At 73.9% G+C, this 16,885-nt stretch carries 15 protein-coding genes; 8 read left to right on the forward strand and 7 right to left on the reverse strand.

Annotation, left to right across the window (positions count from 1 at the left end; genetic code table 11):
- Positions 1–112: 112 nt before the first annotated feature.
- The 7 genes from AB0A97_RS11830 to AB0A97_RS11860 all read left to right on the forward strand — a co-directional run bounded on the left by AB0A97_RS11830 (position 113) and on the right by AB0A97_RS11860 (position 7,150).
- Entirely contained in the window at positions 113–574 is a 462-nt protein-coding gene (locus tag AB0A97_RS11830) for a universal stress protein (RefSeq protein ID WP_125043827.1), read from the forward strand.
- Positions 575–881: 307 nt separating this feature from the next.
- Positions 882–2,078: a hypothetical protein gene (locus AB0A97_RS11835; RefSeq protein WP_361147934.1), complete on the forward strand. Its 1,197-nt coding sequence runs from the start codon at positions 882–884 to the stop codon at positions 2,076–2,078.
- A gap of 219 nt (positions 2,079–2,297) precedes the next feature.
- Positions 2,298–3,815 carry a glycoside hydrolase family 3 N-terminal domain-containing protein gene (locus AB0A97_RS11840; protein WP_361147936.1) on the forward strand — a complete coding sequence of 506 codons (1,518 nt, stop codon included), beginning with the start codon at positions 2,298–2,300 and terminating at the stop codon, positions 3,813–3,815.
- 176 nt (positions 3,816–3,991) lie between these two features.
- Positions 3,992–4,651, forward strand: coding sequence for a papain-like cysteine peptidase (locus AB0A97_RS11845; RefSeq protein ID WP_361148774.1), 660 nt, complete (start codon positions 3,992–3,994; stop codon positions 4,649–4,651).
- Positions 4,648–5,406 carry a PIG-L family deacetylase gene (locus AB0A97_RS11850; protein ID WP_361147938.1) on the forward strand — a complete coding sequence of 253 codons (759 nt, stop codon included), beginning with the start codon at positions 4,648–4,650 and terminating at the stop codon, positions 5,404–5,406. Before AB0A97_RS11845 ends, AB0A97_RS11850 begins: the two co-directional genes overlap by 4 nt.
- Complete coding sequence (locus tag AB0A97_RS11855; protein ID WP_361147940.1) at positions 5,403–6,287, forward strand: ABC transporter ATP-binding protein; 885 nt, start codon at positions 5,403–5,405, stop codon at positions 6,285–6,287. Before AB0A97_RS11850 ends, AB0A97_RS11855 begins: the two co-directional genes overlap by 4 nt.
- A complete protein-coding gene (locus AB0A97_RS11860; RefSeq protein ID WP_361147942.1) occupies positions 6,284–7,150 on the forward strand; it encodes an ABC transporter permease in 867 nt (288 codons plus the stop codon). The genes AB0A97_RS11855 and AB0A97_RS11860 overlap by 4 nt, the downstream gene beginning before the upstream one ends.
- Before the next feature lie 52 nt (positions 7,151–7,202).
- On the opposite strand, the gene AB0A97_RS11865 is transcribed toward AB0A97_RS11860, so the two are convergent.
- Complete coding sequence (locus tag AB0A97_RS11865) at positions 7,203–7,424, reverse strand: dodecin (protein WP_361147944.1); 222 nt, start codon at positions 7,422–7,424, stop codon at positions 7,203–7,205.
- Positions 7,425–7,612: 188 nt separating this feature from the next.
- On the opposite strand from AB0A97_RS11865, the gene AB0A97_RS11870 reads away from it, so the two are divergent.
- Positions 7,613–9,058 carry an amino acid permease gene (locus AB0A97_RS11870; protein ID WP_361147946.1) on the forward strand — a complete coding sequence of 482 codons (1,446 nt, stop codon included), beginning with the start codon at positions 7,613–7,615 and terminating at the stop codon, positions 9,056–9,058.
- A 200-nt stretch (positions 9,059–9,258) separates the two neighbouring features.
- On the opposite strand, the gene AB0A97_RS11875 is transcribed toward AB0A97_RS11870, so the two are convergent.
- From AB0A97_RS11875 to AB0A97_RS11900, 6 genes are all read right to left on the reverse strand, one after another.
- The gene (locus AB0A97_RS11875; RefSeq protein WP_361147948.1) at positions 9,259–9,942 is read right to left on the reverse strand and encodes a transglycosylase SLT domain-containing protein; all 684 of its coding nucleotides are present in this window, start codon (positions 9,940–9,942) and stop codon (positions 9,259–9,261) included.
- A 1,250-nt stretch (positions 9,943–11,192) separates the two neighbouring features.
- Positions 11,193–11,405, reverse strand: a complete 213-nt coding sequence (locus AB0A97_RS11880; protein ID WP_361147950.1) for an EF-hand domain-containing protein — start codon at positions 11,403–11,405, stop codon at positions 11,193–11,195.
- 117 nt (positions 11,406–11,522) lie between these two features.
- Positions 11,523–13,976, reverse strand: coding sequence for an excinuclease ABC subunit UvrA (gene uvrA, locus AB0A97_RS11885; RefSeq protein ID WP_361147952.1), 2,454 nt, complete (start codon positions 13,974–13,976; stop codon positions 11,523–11,525).
- 82 nt (positions 13,977–14,058) lie between these two features.
- Entirely contained in the window at positions 14,059–15,342 is a 1,284-nt protein-coding gene (locus AB0A97_RS11890; RefSeq protein WP_361147954.1) for an FAD-dependent oxidoreductase, read from the reverse strand.
- The gene (locus AB0A97_RS11895) at positions 15,339–15,533 is read right to left on the reverse strand and encodes a ferredoxin (RefSeq protein WP_030022493.1); all 195 of its coding nucleotides are present in this window, start codon (positions 15,531–15,533) and stop codon (positions 15,339–15,341) included. Before AB0A97_RS11895 ends, AB0A97_RS11890 begins: the two co-directional genes overlap by 4 nt.
- A 43-nt stretch (positions 15,534–15,576) precedes the next feature.
- The gene (locus AB0A97_RS11900) at positions 15,577–16,812 is read right to left on the reverse strand and encodes a cytochrome P450 (RefSeq protein WP_361147956.1); all 1,236 of its coding nucleotides are present in this window, start codon (positions 16,810–16,812) and stop codon (positions 15,577–15,579) included.
- Between the last annotated feature and the right edge of the window lie 73 nt (positions 16,813–16,885).

A 16,885-nucleotide genomic window follows, 5' to 3' on the forward strand; every position in this document is an offset into this window, starting at 1 on the left:
CGCCGCGTCTCCGGCGGGGCGCGGGGCCTGTCACGGGTCCCGCGCAGCCCTGCGGTCGGGTCGCGCACGGCCCTGCGCAAAACGCGTACAAGGCGCCCGATAACCTCCTCGTGTGGAGGAGAACACGCCCGCGCCCTTCGAGCGCGGTACGGACGGCCCGAAGGTCATCGTCGTCGGCGTCGACGGGTCGGACTCGTCGTGGCGCGCCGCCGCCTACGCGGCGGGGCTGGCCCGGAGGCAGGGGTCCAAGCTGGCCCTGGTGTACGTCCAGCCGGTGCTGCCGGCCGGCGCGGCCATGGGGGCGCCGATCGTGGACGCGACGAACGAGGTCGCCGACGAGCTGATGGCGGAGATCCGGGCGGCGACGGAGCGCGCGCGGGGGACCTACGACCTGCGCTGGGAGTTCCACACGCTGCGGGGCGACCCGTACTCGGGCATGGTGCAGATGGCCGACGAGCTGACGGCGGACGCCGTGGTGGTGGGCGCGTCGGAGTCCGCGGGGCACCGGATCATGGGGTCGGTGGCGGTCCGGCTGGTCAAGGCAGGGCGCTGGCCGGTGACGGTCGTGCCGTAACCGGTCGGGGCACGGGGTACCGGGCACAGGGCACAGCGCACGCCTACCGGCTGTTTCCGGCCACCGCGGTGGCCGGAATGCAGGGGTCAACCAGATTGGTCTGGACCACGAAGGTGGGGGCGGTTAGGGTCCTTCCACGTACGGCGCCCGGCCGTACCGACCCCGCACCGCCCTGCTCACAGCACCGCCCCGCCGGTCCGGTCCGGCGCGCCCAGGCCCTGTCGTCGCATGCCCGCCTGGCGCGGACCGCGCTGTCGCCGGCACCCCGCTTCGCCGCCCCCGCCAGCTCTGCCCCTGGGACCGGTCCATGATCGAAATCGTGGTCGTACTCCGGGTCGAGGACGCCGTCCTCGACTTCCTCTCCGTCCTCACCGACCCCGACCCCGGCGCCGGCCCGGCCGCCGTGGTCCTGGCCGACCGGGGAGACGTCCTCTCCCTGCCCGCCGGTACGCCACCGGCCGAACGGCTCGCCCTGCTCGCCCCGTACGTACGGCCCGCCGAGGAGAACGCCGCCTCACCCGGCCCCGACGTCCTCGCCGGCCTGATACGCCGGGCCGCCGACGGCCACTCCGCCCGCGTGTGGACCCACTCCCCCGCCGACAACCGGCGCAGCCGGGGCCGCGTGGGCCGGGACACCGCCCTGGCCTGTGCCGGTCCGACGGACGCCGCCGGGGAGACCGCCGCGCCGGTGCTGACCGTGCGGCACGCCGTCGGGTACTCCCCGTTCCTCCAGTTCGTCAGCGACCTGGACCGTCCGCTCGACCGCGCGCAGATCGCGGCCAAGCTGGACTTCGTCAACCGCGCGGCGCCCGGTCTGCTCGACACCCCGTCGCCCGAGTTCATGGTGCAGACGCCCCGCATCCCGGCCGCCGAGCGGTTCTTCGGCGCCGACCCCACCGAACGCGAACGGCTCTTCGCCCTGCTCGCCAGCCTGGGCGACGAGGCCGCCGCCGTCACCGACCCGTGGGAGTTCGCCACCTCCCCGTACGAGGCCCGGCGCCTGGACGCGACCGCCGCCTGGGTACGGCGCCACTGCCCGCCCGGCGGAAAACCACTGGTGGAAGTGGGCGCCTGCGAGGGCGCGTTGACGGCCCGGCTCGCGGCGGACGGCTTCGCCGTCCACGCCACCGAACCCAACCCGCACTTCCGGCACCGCCTCGCCGCCGCGCAGCGGGGCACCGACGCCGTACAGGTCGGCGCCGAAGACCTCGCCGGGCTGACCAAGGACGGACCGGAAGGCGCCGCGTACCTGCTGATCGAGATGCTCTACTACGGCCAGGACCTCGCGCTCCTCGACGACCTGCCCACCGGCCTGCTCTTCCTCGCGCTGGAACCCGAGGCGCTGGAGGCACGGCTGCGGCCCTGGCTCGCCGCCTCCGCGGTGTGGCGCGTGGTGGAGGAGACCCGGCTCGTCGCGCCCCGGGTGGAGCCGGTCTGCGGCGGCCGCGCGTACCTGAGCAAGCGCGGCAGCGTCGGACTCGTACTGCGCCGGGCCGACCGCTGACTCCGCCGCACCCTTTCCGGCGGGCCTCCCACCCGCCGTTCCGTCACCGGTGAGCCTCCCCGCCCGCCGTCCCTCTGCCGGTGAGCCTTCCCGCCCACCGTCCCGCCATCGGCGGGCCTCCCCGCCCGCCGCTCCCCTTTCCGCCGCGCCGTCACCGGCCGCGGCCCGGCCGTACGCCGGGCTGCCGCCGCCCCCGCCGCCCCGTACCGGAAGGTTTCCATGCGCGCCGACATCTCCCTGGTCAACGCCTGCCTGCTCCCCGCCTACGCGGGCCGCTCGCCCGCCGACTGGATCCTGCGCGCGGCGGACGAGGGTCTCGCGGGCGTCGGCCTGTTCGGGATCAACTTCCCCGCCGGGTCCGGCTCGTTGCGCGAGGAGGTCACCGATCCGCTCCGCGCCGTACGTCCCGACCTGCTGATCGCGCTGGACGAGGAGGGCGGTGACGTGACCCGGCTCGACTACCGGCGCGGCAGCGCCTACCCGGGCTGCCACGCCCTCGGCGCCGTCGACGACACCGGGCTCACCCGGGAGGTGGGCGCGGCGATCGCCCGCGACCTGCGGGCCGAGGGCGTCAACCTGTGCCTGGCGCCGTGCGCGGACGTCAACTCCCGCCCGGACAACCCCATCATCGGCGTACGTTCCTTCGGCGACCGGCCGGACCTGGTGGCGCGGCACACCGCGGCGTACGTCCGGGGCGTCCAGGAAGCCGGGGTCGCCGCCACCCTCAAGCACTTCCCCGGGCACGGTGACACCCGGACCGACTCGCACGCCGAACTGCCGGACATCGACCGTGACGCGGCGTCCCTCGACGCGGTGGATCTGCCGCCGTTCCGCGCCGGGATCGCGGCCGGCGCCCGGGCGGTGATGACCGGTCACATCCGGCTCTCCCGGCTGGACGGCCTGCCCGCGACGCTGAGCCGGCGGATCGTGACCGGTCTGCTGCGCGAACGGCTGGGCTACCGGGGCGTGGTGACGACCGACGCGCTGGAGATGGCGCCGATCGTACGGCGCTGGGGGTACGGCGGTGCGGCGGTCGCCGCGCTGGCAGCCGGAGCGGACCTGGTGGTGCTCGGCGCGACCGACGGGGAGAAGCTGCTGCCCGAGATCCACGACGCCGTGCAGGAGGCACTGGACCGGGGCACGCTGACCTTGGAGCGGGTGGCGGAGGCCGCCTGCCGGGTCGCGTCGCTGCGCGCCTGGGCCGACCCGGCCCGGCGCACCGGTACACCGGACGGCGACGGGCCCGCACCCGACAGACACCGCGAGCCCGTCGGCCTCACCGCGGCCCGCCGGGCCCTCCTCGCGCACGGCGTGCCCCGGGCCGCCGACGGCCGCCGTCTGCACACCGTACGGCTGGCCACCGCCGCCAACCTGGCGGTGGGTGACGCCCCGTGGGGCCTGGAGACCCCGCTCCGGAGCCTCGGGGCACTGGCCTCCGTCACCGAGGTGGAACCGGGCACCGACCCGGCCGCGGTCGCCCCGCCCCCGGACGACGGCGTCCCGCTCGCGGTCGTCGTCCGGGACGCGGAGCGCGACCCGTGGCAACGGGCGGTCCTCCAGGAACTGCGGGCCCGGCGCCCTGACCTGGTCACCGTGGAGATGGGCCTGGCCCCGGCCCGTCCGCTGCCCGCCGACGCCCCCGCGACCCTGTTCACCCGCGGCGCCGGCCTGGCCAACGCCACCGCGGCGGCGGAGTATCTGACCGGCCGGGCCTGGCACGGCCCGCTGCGGCCGTGAGCGCCCAGGAGGCCCGCGTCCGGGCCGCGGACCCGCTCCCGGCCAGGGGCGCGGGGGCGGCGGCCGGATACGGGCAGGAAGCGACCGGCGCGTACGGCCGAGGAGCGGCCGACACGTACAGTCAAGGACCGGCCGGCGCGTACGGCCGAGGACCGGCCGACGGATGCGGTCAAGTTTTGTCCGGCGGGTACGACCACTGCGTCGGCCTCGGCTACCACTGCGAGTCGACGTACCAGATCCGGCGCGTCACGGGGGTCACCCGCGCCCACTTCTTCGACTGGCTGGACCTCGACTTCGAGTCGGTCGTCGAGGCCGTGGCGGAGGACTTCCGTACCGTGCTGCGCCCCGGTCTGGTCGAGCCGTTCGACGAGGGCCGGTGCGCTCTGGACCGCGGCTCCGACATCCGCTTCTACCACGAGTTCCACCCCGCGGCCGGCGCCGGTACGACCCTGACCCAGGCGGACATCGACGCGCAACTCCCGCGCGTGCGCGCCAAGTTCGCCGCCCTGGCCGGACGCTGGCGGGCCCTCGCGGGCTCCGCCGCCCGAGTGCTCTACGTCCACCACGACGCCTGGGACGAACTGACCGCCGCCGACCTGCGCCGACTGCGCGCGGTGATCGCGTCCCAGCATCCGGGCCACCGCTTCGACCTGCACTGGCTGCGCCGCACCCCGCCGCCCGACGCCGACGCGGCGGGCCCCGGCATCACCTGGGGCACCGTCGCCGCCGCCCCCGGCCGCTGGGAGGGCGACGACGCCGCCTGGGACGCCGCCCTCGTCCCCGTACTCACCCCTCCCCACGACCCGCCACCGCCCCAGCACGAAGGAACCGCATGACGCCTCCCCCGCCGCGCACCGTCATCCTCTCCCCGCACTTCGACGACGCCGTCCTCTCCCTGGCGGGACTGATCCCCCGGCTCCCGGCCCCGGTCACCGTGGTGACCGTGTTCGGCGGCGCCCCCGCCGAACACCACGCCGTCTCCTGGTGGGACAGCACCTGCGGCTTCTCCACCGCCGCCGAGGCACACCGCGCCCGGCTCGCCGAGGACGCGCGGGCCACCGCCCTGCTCGGCGTGGACCGGGCCGTACTGAGCCACCCCGACGGGCCGTACGGCGAAGGGGACGAACTCACGGAAATAGACGCCTACTTGCGGTCCCTTCCGACGCCGCTCCCGCTCGTCCTCCTGCCCATCGGCACCAACCAGGCCGACCACCGGCGGGTGCGCGACCGGGCCCTGCGCGTCCTCGACGAGCTGGGCGCACCGCTGCCCCTCCTGTACGCCGACCTCCCGTACACCGGCCACCTGCCCGAGTGGGGCACCCCGGACACCGACCGCGCCCTCGGCGGCGACCAGACGTTCGGGCTCTCCTACCAGGACCTGGCGACCCGCTACCGCATGGACCTCGCGCACGACCTGGTCCTCACCGACGAGGAGTGGGCCCGTAAGCGGGAAGCGGTGCACTGCTACGGCTCGCAGCTCGCCCCGCTCGCCGCCGACCACGGCAGACTGCTGGCCCGGAGCGGGCCGCTGCGCGCCGAGCGCGTCTGGTCGCCGGTGCTCCGCCCGCAACCGGCCGGGGCGGACGCATGACCGCGCGCGGCGCGGCGCCGCCGACCGTCCTGGACGCGCACGGCCTGGTGAAGGAGTACCGCCGCGGCCGGGTCGTGGACGGCGTACGGCTGACCGTGCGGGAGGGCGAGCGGGTCGGGCTGCTCGGCCCCAACGGCGCGGGCAAGACCACCACCCTGCTGATGTGCCTGGGCGCGGTCGCGCCGGACGCCGGCAGTGTGCACGTCCTCGGTCACCGGCTGCCCGCCGGGCGCCCGGCCGCCATGCGCGGCGTCGGCTTCGCGGCCGGCTACCTGCCGCTCCCCGACCGGCTGCGGGTGCGCGAGTACCTGCGGCTGTACGCGGACCTGTACGGGCTGCGCGCGCCGCGCGCGGCGGTGGAGGGCGCCCTCGACCACTTCGGCATCGGCCACCTCGCCACCGCGATCGGCACCGAGCTGTCCAGCGGCCAGCGGACCCTGGTCGGCATCGCCAAGGCGTCCCTGCACACGCCCCGGCTGCTGGTCCTGGACGAGCCCACCGCGGCACTGGACCCGGACATCGCCCTGCGGGTGCGCACCGGGCTGCTGGACCTGTGCGAGCGGCACGGCACCGCGCTCCTGGTGACGAGCCACGACATGGTCGAGGTGGAGCGGCTGTGCGAGCGGGTGGTCTTCCTGGCGGCCGGGCGGGTGACCGCGGACGGTACGCCGCAGGAGGTGGCGCGGCAGTTCGAGCAGCGCGACCTGGAGGGGGTCTTCCTGCACCTCGCGGAGGCCCGGGACCGCGAGCGGGCGCGGGGCGACGCCGGAGCGGGTGCCGACGCCCGTACCGGGGCCGCCGAACGGGCAGGGGCCGGTGCCCGGAAAGGGCCCGGTGCTCCGAAGAGGGCCGATGCGCGGGAAGGAGCCGATGCCGTATGAGCGTCGTAGAGGCCCCGGACCTGCGCAGTCCCGCCGCGGCCAGCGCGCACCGGGTGCGTGCCGTCGCCCGCCGTCACTGGCTGGTGCTGCGCCGCAGCCCGCACCGGATCTTCGACGTGCTGGTGTGGCCGGTCGTCGACACGCTGCTGTACGGCTCCATCGGCCTGTTCGCCGCGAAGGCGACGGGCGGCGGAACGGAGCCGGGCACCGGCACGGAGCCGGGCACCGGGACCGCGTTCGCGGTCTTCCTGCTCAGCGGCACCGTTCTGTGGCACCTGGTCCACCAGACGCAGATCTCGCTGGCCACCGGCTTCCTGGAGGAGACCTGGTCACGCAATGTGATCGGGCTGCTCACCACGCCGCTGCGCGGTTGGGAGTACCTGGCCGGGGTGGGGCTCTTCGCCCTGGTCCGTACGGCGCTGAGCACGCTCGCGGTGGCCACGCTGGCCTTCGGCGCGTACGCCTTCGACGTGACGTCCCTGGGCCTGGGGCTGATCCCGGTCGCCGCACTGCTCCTGCTGTGCGGCTGGGCGGTGGCCCTGGCGGTGGTGGGACTGGTGCTGCGCTACGGCAGCGGCGCGGAGGCCCTCGTCTGGGGCGGGCTGTCGGTGGTGATGCCGCTGTCCGGCGTGTTCTACCCCGTCTCGACGCTGCCGGGGGCGCTCCAGCCGGTCGCCCAGGCGCTGCCCACGACGCACGTCTTCGCGGCCGGGCGGGCCTTGGCCGGCGGCGGGCCCACACCGTGGCGCGAACTGGCCGTGGCCACGCTGGGCACCGTCACGCTGCTTCTCCTGGCCCTGTTCTTCCTGGGCCGCATGGTGGCGTCCTTCCGGCGCCGGGGGCTGGTGACCCGGTACTCGTGAGGGCAGGGGCGCGCCGGGCCCCCGGCGCGCCCCTCGGCCGTGTCCGGCCCCGTCAGCCCTCCTCGGTGTCCTCCAGCCGGAACCCGACCTTCAGCCCGACCTGGTAGTGCTCGATGTCCCCGTCGACGATGTGCCCGCGCACCTGGGTCACCTCGAACCAGTCGAGGCCCCGCAGCGTCCGCGCCGCCCGCTTGACGCCGTTGCGGATCGCGGCGTCCACGCCCTCCGGGGACGTCCCCACGATCTCCGTCACCCGGTACGTGTGATTCGACATGTCCGCTCCTTCGTCCTGCCGGTGTCCGTGCCGGCCGTCCGTACGCGGCCTCGTACGGACCGCCGCACGCCCGGGTGCCCGGATTCACCGGTTCCACTCCGCCCCGCCGGACAGTCACCTTCCCCTGCCGCCTCCGAAGGGCCATGATGATCGGCCGTCGGCCGACGACGAGAGGAAGGGGAACGGGGATGCGCGCGGGGCGGGGAGTGTGGCGGCGTAAACCGATCGAACTCATCCAGGACACGGAAGGCGGCTCCGGCGAACAGCTCAACCGGGTGCTGGGACTGTGGCAGCTGACCGCCATCGGGGTCGGTGGCCTCATCGGCGCGGGCATCTTCACGCTCGCCGGGACCGTCGCGAACGGCAAGGCCGGACCGGCGGTGCTGCTGTCGTTCCTCGTCGCGGGCGTGGCCAGCGCGGCGGCCGCGTTCTCCTACGCCGAGTTCGCGGGGCTCATCCCGAAGGCGGGCTCGGCGTACACGTACGGCTACGCGGTGCTGGGAGAGCTGGCGGGCTGGTTCATCGGCTGGGACCTGCTGCTGGAGTACACGGCGATCGTGGCGGTGGTCGCGATCGGCATTTCCGGCTACATCAACTTCCTGCTCGGCGAAATGGGGGTGGAGCTGCCCGCCTGGATGCTGGGGGCGCCGGGGACCGGCGAGGGGCACCAGGTCGATCTGTTCGCGGCGGCACTGTGCCTGCTCATCGCGTATCTGCTGACCCTCGGCATCAAGAACGCGGCCCGTTTCGAGACCATCGTCGTGGGCCTCAAGGTCCTGGTCGTACTGCTGGTCATCGGAGTCGGTTTCTTCCACGTCGAGACCGGCAATTACACACCGTTCTTCCCCTTCGGCGTCAGCGGCGCCTTCACCGGCGCGGCCACGGTTTTCTTCGCCGTGTTCGGCTACGACGCGATGAGCACCGCGGCGGAGGAGTCCAAGGACGCCCAGCGGCACATGCCGAAGGCGATCCTGTATTCGCTGCTGATCTCGATGGTGCTGTACGTCCTGGCCTGCCTGGTGCTCACCGGTATGCAGAACTACACGGAGATCGACCCGGAGAGCGGTTTCTCCTCGGCGTTCAAGTCGGTGGGGCTGAGCAGTCTGGCCGACGTGATCGCGGTGGGCGCGATCATCGGCATTCTCACGGTGATGTTCACGTTCATGCTGGGGGTCACCCGTGTGTGGTTCAGCATGAGCCGGGACGGGCTGCTGCCGAAATGGTTCGCCAAGACCCATCCTCGGCGGCACGTGCCGACCCGGGTGACGTGGACCGTGGGTGTCGCCTCGGCCGCCATCGCGGGTTTCCTGCCCATCGGGGAGGCCGCCGAGCTGACCAACATCGGCATCCTGCTGGCGTTCGTGGTGGTGTGCGTCTCGGTGATCGTGCTGCGCTACAGGCGGCCCGACCTGCCGCGCACGTTCCGTACCCCCGGAATGCCGGTGGTACCCGCCGTCGGGGTGGTCTTCTCGCTCTGGCTGATCACGTTCCTGGAGTGGCAGACCTGGGTGCGCTTCGCGGTGTGGTTCCTGGCCGGCCTGGTCATCTACTTCGCGTACTCCCGCCGGCGCTCCGAGCTGGCGAAGGCGGAGCGGGAGATCACCGACCTGGAGGACCGCGACGGGCGGCTGTGACGCCACGCCGGACAGCGGTGACGGCCGCGCCGGACGGATGTGACGGCCGCGCCGGACACGAGGGCCCGGAACACGACGGAGCGCCCCTGGACCGTGGTCCTGGGGCGCTCACGTTTCAGCGTGCGGCAGCGGCCTGCCCGGCCCGGGAGGGTGGTCCCGGGCGGTGCGGTCCGTGTGCCGCGGCTGCCTGCTCACCGGGCTCAGTACGCCGAGTTGACGTTGTCCATGGAGCCGTAGCGATGGGCGGCGTAGTTGGCGGCGGCCGTGATGTTGGCGACCGGGTCGGTCAGGTCGTTGGCCGTGCCCTCGACGTGGTAGCGGTCGAACGTCGGCTGGATGACCTGGAGCAGGCCCTTGGACGGGATGCCGTTCTTGGCGTTGATGTCCCAGTCGTTGACCACGTTCGGGTTGCCGCTGGACTCCCGCATGATGTTGCGGTGCAGGCCCTCGTAGCTGCCGGGGATGCCCTTCTTCTTCATGATGTCCAGCGACTCCTTGATCCAGCCGTCCAGGTTGTTCGCGTACTGCGGCTTGGACTCGACCGGCTTGCGGTCGGCGGCGCGGCTGGCGGCCTCCTTGGCGGTGTGGCCCTGGGCGGCCACGGCGGTGACCTTCACCGAGTCGGCGAGGGTCTTGGTGTCCGTCGCGTCCTTGGCGTCGTCGGCCTTGGGCGCGTCGGCGGCCTTGGTGTTCGCACCCGCGGGCTGACCGTTCGCGGAGACCGGCTTGACCGCGGCCGGGGCGGCCGAGGTGGCGGCGTGCGCGTCACCGGTCGCGGCGGGGACCGTCAGGGCCGCGGTGGCACCGGCGGCGGCCAGCACGGCGACGGAGAGCTTGTGGGTCTTGGTCACGCGGACGGAGCGGAGCAGGGTGTGAGCGGTCATGCGGGAGATTCCTCTTCCAATCACTGAAATGAGCGGGCGGCAGCCATTGGCGGGAGGTACGAGCAGGAAGCCACTGGCGGCACGAGAACCGAGTTCTTGTCCGCGTCCGCCCCGAGGGCATTTACGCGACGCATCAACCCGGCGCCTCAGCAATGATTAGCGACGGCCGAATTGGAAAGCAATAGCCGCTCCACGGGTCCCGGCTACGGTCCCTTTACGTAGAAAGGGCCTTTCGGCGCGTCTCAGTCCATGAGCGCGGGCCGCGAAAGGTCCGCGGCGGTTTACTAAGAAAGGCCGTAAGGGACCGAAGTCCCGTGCTGCGCGTCACGTTCGAGGCCGGGCGTGGCGCCCGGCGGAAACCGCTTGAAATGGCCTCGGAACCCGGTTTTCGGTTGCCCCGCGAAAACCCTTGTGGCCCGCGTCACCGTTTGGCGTGGCGCCGCACCGGTAAGTGGTGCCGGTCACCTGGAAAAGGGATTGATCGGGGGAATCTATGAACGCAATAGGCGTTCTGGAAAGAGAAACGCGGCCGACCGGTTGGGCGGCCGCGGGGGCGGGGCGTAGGGGAGCGGGGCGGCAGGCGGGGCCCAGGGCGAGGACGGGCCCCGGGTGGGGCGAGGGCCGAGGGCCGAGGGCCGAGGGCGGCTGCCCGCCATACGGGGCGGACGCCCACATCCCCCCACCGGGGGCCTACCCAGGCGTAGCCACGCCGAAGCTCGCGCGTCCGAACGGGCGGGGCCGAGCGTCCGACCGGGCCGGGGCCGAACCGGGCGGACAAAGCGGGCCGGGGCCGAACCGGGCCGAGGACAAAGCGGGCGGGGGCCGAACCGGGCCGGGGCCAGGCCGCCCGCCGTACGGGGCGAGCACCCACATCCCCCCACCGGGGGCCTACCCAGAGGTAGCCACGCCGAAGCTCGCGCGTCCGACCGGGCCGGGGACAAAGCAGGCCGGGGCCGAACCGGGCCGGGGACGGATCGCCCGCCATACGGGGCGAGCACCCACGTCCCCCCAACGGGGGCCTACCCGGAGCGGGCCGGAAGGAAGCCACAGCCCTCCGCCCAGGAACGGACTCACGCCGGGGTACCCGGGAGGGTCAGCCCCGGCCTGTCACGGGCTCCCCCTGGCCGCCCCGGACCGTCCCAGCCAGCCCCGGGCTCCGCCTGGCCGCCCCGGACCGTCCCAGCCAGCCCCGGGCTCCCCCTGGCCGCCCCTGGTCACCCCGGACCAGCCCCCCGGCCGCCCACCCCGAATCACCCCTGAAGCGACTTCCAGAACTCCTCGAAGGAGAGCTTGCCGTCCGCGTTCGCGTCCTTGGCGGCGATGACGGCCTCGGCGACCGGCCCGGTGACGTAGGGGTCTCCCATCTCCGCCATCGCCCGCTTGTACTCGTCGGCGGTGATCAGGCCGTCGCCGTCCGCGTCGAACCGGTTGAACGCCGCCTCGGCCGTCTCTTTGTCTGCCACGGGAGTGCCCCCTTGAAGTCGCTGTACCACTGAATTGACCTGGGTACATTAACCGACTGTCACCACTCCCCCGACCCCACCCCGGCCCGTTCCCCGGCCCCCGCCCCCGCCCCCGGGTCAGCCGCCAGGCCGGCGCGTGCCGGTCCGGCGTGTGCCGGTCCGGCGCGCCAGGTAGGCCGCCGTGCGGCTGTCCGCCGACGCCGCCACCTCGGCCGGTGTCCCGGTGGCCACGATGCGGCCGCCGGCCGCGCCGCCGCCCGGCCCCAGGTCGACGACGTGGTCCGCGCCCGCGACCACCCCCATGTCGTGCTCGACGACCACCACGGTGTTGCCCGCGTCCACCAGCCCGTGCAACTGCCGCAGCAGCACCTCGGTGTCGGCCGGGTGCAGGCCGGTGGTGGGCTCGTCCAGCAGGTAGAGGGTGTGGCCCCGGTGGGCGCGCTGGAGTTCCGTGGCGAGTTTGATGCGCTGGGCCTCGCCGCCGGACAGCTCGGTCGCGGGCTGCCCCAGGCGCAGGTAGCCGAGGCCGACGTCCTGGAGGGTGCGCAGACTGCGGGCGGCGGCGGGGACGTCGGCGAGGAAGTCCGCGGCGGTGTCCACCGTCATGCCGAGCACGTCCGCGACGGTACGGCCGCGGTAGGTGATCTCCAGCGTCTCGTCGTTGTAGCGGGCGCCGTGGCAGGCGGTGCAGGGCGCGTACGTACCGGGCAGGAAGAGCAGCTCGACGGCGATGAAGCCCTCGCCCTGGCAGGTCTCGCAGCGGCCGCTCGCGACGTTGAAGGAGAAGCGGCCCGCCGTGTAGCCGCGGGCGCGCGATTCGTCGGTGGCGGCGAAGACCTTGCGTACGGCGTCGAAGAGGCCGGTGTAGGTGGCGAGGTTGGAGCGCGGGGTACGGCCGATGGGCTTCTGGTCGACGCGTACGAGGCGGTCGACCGCCTCCAGGCCCTTGGCGGCGGCGAGCCGGGCCCGCGCGCCGCTCTCCTCGTCCTCGTCGGGGCCGGCGCCGAGGTGATCGGTGACGGCGTCCGCGAGGGCCCGGGTGACCAGCGTGGACTTGCCCGATCCGGAGACGCCGGTGACGGCCGTGAAGACACCGAGCGGGAAGGAGGCGTCCACACCGCGCAGGTTGTGCAGGGTGACGCCGTGCAGGGACAGCCGCCCGGTGGGCTCGCGGGGCGGGCGTGCGGCGGGCGGCGCGTCGTCGAAGAGGAAGCGCCGGGTGGCGGACTCGGTGACCTGCGCGAGGTCCGCGACGGGCCCGCTGTGCAGGACCCGCCCGCCGTGCTCGCCCGCCTCGGGCCCGACGTCCACGATCCAGTCCGCGTGCCGCACCACGTCCATGTCGTGCTCGACGACGAACAGGGTGTTGCCCGCCTCCTTCAGGCGGCCGAGGACGGTGAGCAGGGCCTCGGTGTCCACCGGGTGGAGGCCCGCCGAGGGCTCGTCCAGTACGTAGACGACGCCGAAGAGGCCGGAGCGGAGCTGGGTGGCCAGCCGTAGCCGCTGGAGTTCGCCGGAGGACAGGGTGGGGGCGGCCCGGTCCATGCTGAGGTAGCCCAGCCCCAGCTCGGTGAGGACGTCGATACGGGCGACGAGGTCCCGGGCCAGGGTCGGCGCCACCCCGTCGCCGTCGGACGCGGCCGTCGGGCGCAGCAACTCGGCGAGGCCGCTGAGCGGCAGCCCGGAAAGCTCCGCGATGTCGCGGCCGGCGAAGGTGACGGCCAGCGCTTCCGGTCGCAGCCGCCGCCCGCCGCATGCGGGGCAGGGTGCGGAGACCAGGTAGCGCTGGACGCGTTTGCGCAGTGTCTCGCTCTTGGAGTCGGCGAAGGTGTGCAGTACGTAGCGCTTGGCGCTCATGTACTGGCCCTGGTAGGGCCGGTGGATGCGGCCTGCTTCCCGTACGGGGTGCACGGTGACGACGGGCTGCTCGTCGGTGAACAGGATCCAGTCCCGGTCGGCGGCGGGGAGGTCGCGCCACGGCTTGTCGATGTCGTATCCGAGCGCGGCCAGCACGTCCCGCAGGTTCTTGCCCTGCCAGGCGCCGGGCCAGGCGGCGATCGCGCCGTCCCGGAGGGACAGCGACGGGTCCGGTACCAGCGACTCCTCGGTGACCCGGTGGACGCGGCCCAGGCCGTGGCACTCCGGGCAGGCGCCGGCCGCGGTGTTCGGCGAGAAGGCGTCGGAGTCCAGCCGCTCCCGGGCGTCGTCCGGGTACGTACCGGCGCGCGAGAACAGCATCCGCAGTGAGTTCGAGAGGGTGGTGACGGTGCCGACGGAGGAGCGGGAGGTGGGGGCCGAGCGGCGCTGTTCCAGGGCGACCGCGGGCGGCAGCCCGGTGATGTCCTCGACCTTCGGCGCGCCGACCTGGTGGATCAGGCGGCGTGCGTAGGGGGCCACCGACTCGAAGTAGCGGCGCTGCGCCTCGGCGTAGACGGTGCCGAAGGCGAGCGAGGACTTGCCGCTGCCGGACACGCCGGTGAACACCGTGACGGTGTCCCTCGGGATGTCCACGTCGACATTGCGGAGGTTGTGTTCCCGGGCGCCGCGCACCCGTACGTACGAGTCGGTCATACCTTCCATGATCGGTCAGCGCCGGTCGGCAGCGCGCGGGCCCGCCCCCGAGGTCGGGGTGGAGGCGGGCCCGCGGCGGTCGTCACGCGAGGGCGTTGCGCACGCCTTCGCGGGCCTCTTCCCAGGGGGCGGGGGTGGCGATCAGCGCCCGCAGGCCCCTGGTCTGGCGCGGTGGCACGCCGATCGCCAGGATGCCGGTGGCCTGCCCGTCGCGCCCGTAGAGAGCGACGGCCTTGCGGGAGTCCGGGTCCAGGACGGTGGCCTCGGACCGGTCGGCGCCGTTGAGCACGCCGTACGCCTGGATCTTCAGGCCGTACTGGTCGGACCAGAAGTACGGCACGGGCGTGAAGGGGCGGCGCTCGCGCCCGGCGGCGGGGGCCAGTGCCCCGTCCCCGTCGTCCGGCAGGGTCTCCTCCAGTTCGGCGAGGAGGTTGCGGGCGGCGGCCATGCCCTGCTCGGTGGCGTTCATCCGGTGTTCGACGCGCAGGTGGCGCCCGTGCACGGGGTGCTGCCAGCGGGCCACGTCACCGGCGGCGTAGACGCCGGGCGCGGCGGCGCAGTACGCGTCGCAGCGCAGCCCGTCGGCGGTGTCCAGGGCCGGGTCGCCGCGCAGCCAGCCGACGGCGGGCTCCGAGCCGATGGCGACGAGGACGGTGTCGGCGGGCAGCCGGGTGCCGTCGGCCAGCCGTACGGCGGTCACGTGCCGCGCCGGACCGTCACCGTCCGCCTCGAAGCCGTCGACGGCCGCGGTGCGCAGCCGTACGCCGTGCTCCTGGTGCTCGGCCGCCAGCAGCTCGCCGATCTGCGGGCCGACCGTACGGGCCATCGGCAGCGCTTCCCGGCCGACGAGCGTGACCTGGTGGCCCAGCTCGCGCGCCACGGCCGCGGCTTCGCAGCCCAGGACGCCGTTGCCGACGACCACGAGGCGCCGGTCCGTGCCGGACAGCCGCTCCTTGAGGGCGAGCGCGTCCTCCAGGGTGCGCAGGGTGAGCACCCCGTCCAGACCGGCCGCCGCCGGCAGGGTGCGGGCCGCGACGCCCGTCGCGACGATCACGCCGTCGCAGGTCAGCCGCTCGCCGCCGTCCAGGGTGAGGGTGCGGGTCGCGGTGTCCAGGCCGGTCGCCCGGGTGCCGAGGCGCAGGTCGAGGCCGAGGGTGTCGAGCTGGTCGGCGGCGCGCAGGTGCAGCTTGTCGGGCTGCCAGGCGCCCTGGAGGAGCTGCTTGGACAGCGGCGGCCGGTCGTACGGCGGGTGCGGCTCGTCGCCGACCAGGGTCAGCGTGCCGGTCCAGCCGAAGCGGCGCAGGGCCTCAGCGGCGGCGAGTCCCGCCGCCGAGGCGCCCACGACGGCGATGCGGCGGGGGGTCACTCGTGCACCTGGATCACGGCGGCCGGGCAGATGGCGGCGGCCTCGCGGACCATGTCGTGCTGGTCGGCGGGCGGCGCGGCGTCGAGGAGGACGACCACGCCGTCCTCGTCCCGCTGGTCGAAGACGTCGGGCGCGATCAGCACGCACTGTCCGGCGGCGCAGCACTTGTCGGCGTCGAGGGTGATGTTCATGGCAGGTGGCTCCTGAAGGCAGACGGGGCGGGGAGGGGGTGTGTCACCAGGTGACGGGCAGGGTGTGGCAGCCGTAGATCGCCATGTCGCTGCGGTACGGGATCTCGTCCACGGGGACGGCGGGCCGCATCTCGGGGAAGCGGCGCAGCAGCGTGCCGATCACGACCTGGAGCTCGACGCGGGCCAGGGCCTGGCCGAGGCACTGGTGGATGCCGTAGCCGAAGGCGACGTGGTGCTGGGCGTTGGGGCGGCACACGTCGAGCGCGTCGGGGTCCGCGAAGACCTCCGGGTCGCGGTTGGCGGACGGTACGGCCGCCACGACGCCCTCACCGGCCCGGATCAGCCGTCCGGCGATCTCGATGTCCTCGGTGGCGACGCGGCGCGGGCCGTTGCGGATGATGCTGTGGAAGCGCAGCAGTTCCTCGACGGCGCCGCGGATCAGGCCCGGTTCGGCGCGCAGCCGGTCCGCGGTGTCCCGGTCGCGCATCAGGGTCAGCGCGCTCAGGCCGATCATGTTGGCGGTGGTCTCGTGGCCCGCGATGAGCAGCAGGGCGGCGAAGGCCACCACGTCGTCGTGGGTGATCTCGCCCGGGACCTGCTGCTCGGTGATCAGACGGCCGAGGATGTCGTCGCCGGGCGCCGCCTCCTTGGCGCTCACCAGTTGGTGCAGGTAGGTGCGCAGTTCGGCCCGCGCGCTCTCGCGCTCCTCGTCGGTGACCGTACGGGAGAGCAGGGTGCCGGTGAGCCGCTGGAACACCTCGTGGTCGTCGTAGGGGACGCCGAGCAGCAGGCTGATGACGAGCGAGGGCACCGGCAGTGCCAGCGCCTCGACGAGGTCGACGTCCTGGCCCGCGCGCTTCTCCATGGCGTCGCACAGCTCGTCGGTCAGGCGCTGGATCTCGGGGCGCATCGCCTCGACCCGCTTGACCATGAACTCCCGGGTCACCATGCGGCGCAGCCGGGTGTGCTCGGGCGGGTCCATGCGGATGAAGCCGCGGTGCTCGGTGGTCGCGCCGCCGGTCATGCCGCTGAGCGGGTAGCCGGGGCGGGTGGTGTCGGAGCTGAAGCGGGTGTCGCCGAGGATGGCGCGGATGTCGGCGTACCGGGTGGCCAGCCAGGCTTCGGTGCCGTCCGGCAGCGAGATCTTCGACAGCGGTGCTTCGGTGCGCAGTCGCGCGAACTCGGCGGGCGGGTCGAACGGGCAGCCCTGCGGCGGCTGCACGGGCAGCGCGGGCGCGGCGGCCGGCGCGGGGGCGGGTGAAGCGGGAGAGGGGGTCATGTCGCTCCTTGGGGAGCACGCGGGCAGGGGCGTGCGCCCGGTGTCGGACGTTCACCTAACGCCCGTAAACTTA

The sequence above is a fragment of the Streptomyces sp. NPDC045470 genome (assembly GCF_040646595.1).
Taxonomy (GTDB): domain Bacteria; phylum Actinomycetota; class Actinomycetes; order Streptomycetales; family Streptomycetaceae; genus Streptomyces.